Genomic DNA, 947 nt, shown 5'->3' on the forward strand with positions numbered 1-947 from the left:
TCTGCCAGCGCAGTCGCTCCATCATACATGCTGGCATTGGCTACAGCCATGCCTGTTAATTCGCAAATATACGACTGAAATTCGAAGATGGCTTGTAGCTCGCCTTGGCTTACTTCCGGCTGATAAGGAGTGTAGGCCGTATAAAATTCCGAGCGCGAAGTGATATGCTGGATGACGGACGGAATATGATGATCGTAAATCCCTGCGCCGAGAAAGCTGGCGTGCGTGTCTGTATTGGCATTTTGCCCGGCCAGTCCTGATAAGTGGCGGGTTAAGGCTCTTTCGTCTAACTGAGAAGACAGGGGCAGCTCCCCCTTATACCGGATCACCTCAGGAATATCGCTGAATAAATCGTCGATGGACGATGCGCCGACCACGCGCAGCATTTCAGCTTGATCCTGCTCGGTCATAGGAAGATAACGATGCTGTTTCATTGGGTCTGGCTCCTTTCAACCAACAAGATCGTAAAAACGTAAAACGATTAACAAATGATTAATAAATGATTGCCAACTGGGCAGCGGTTAGTAACGGATCACGATCGCTATAGTAAGACGAGCGTTTAAATCAGTGTGGACGTTTATAAAAGGGTGCTGCTACCACCTCGGCGCGCAGGCGCTTGCCACGAATCTCGACCTCCAGCGACGTGGATAGGGAACTGAAGCGGCTGTCCACCAGAGCCAAACCCAGATTACGTTTTAAGGTGGGCGATTGGGTTCCAGTTGTGACCTCGCCGATTTGCTGTCCTTCCGCGAACACGGGGTAATGGGCACGCGGGATGCCACGGTCAAGCATTTCCAGCCCGATCAGCTTGCGCGGAATGCCTTGTTCTTTCTGGCGTTGCAGAGCCTCTCTGCCGATAAAATCTCCCTTATTCAGCTTGACGAAGAAGCCTAAACCAGCTTCCAGCGGTGAAATCGTGGCGGACAGCTCCTGTCCGTACAGCGGCA

1 protein-coding gene and 1 pseudogene are annotated in these 947 nt (G+C 51.8%); both read right to left on the minus strand.

Annotation, left to right across the window (positions count from 1 at the left end; genetic code table 11):
* Nucleotides 1-434: pseudogene (locus L696_RS28755) on the minus strand (glycine dehydrogenase); the annotation flags it as partial.
* Between the two features lie 130 nt (nucleotides 435-564).
* A partial coding sequence (locus L696_RS0117450) for a glycine cleavage T C-terminal barrel domain-containing protein (protein ID WP_025684788.1) occupies nucleotides 565-947 on the minus strand: 383 nt, incomplete at its 5' end.

Source organism: Paenibacillus maysiensis (assembly GCF_000520815.1).
Classification (GTDB): Bacteria; Bacillota; Bacilli; order Paenibacillales; family Paenibacillaceae; genus Paenibacillus; species Paenibacillus maysiensis.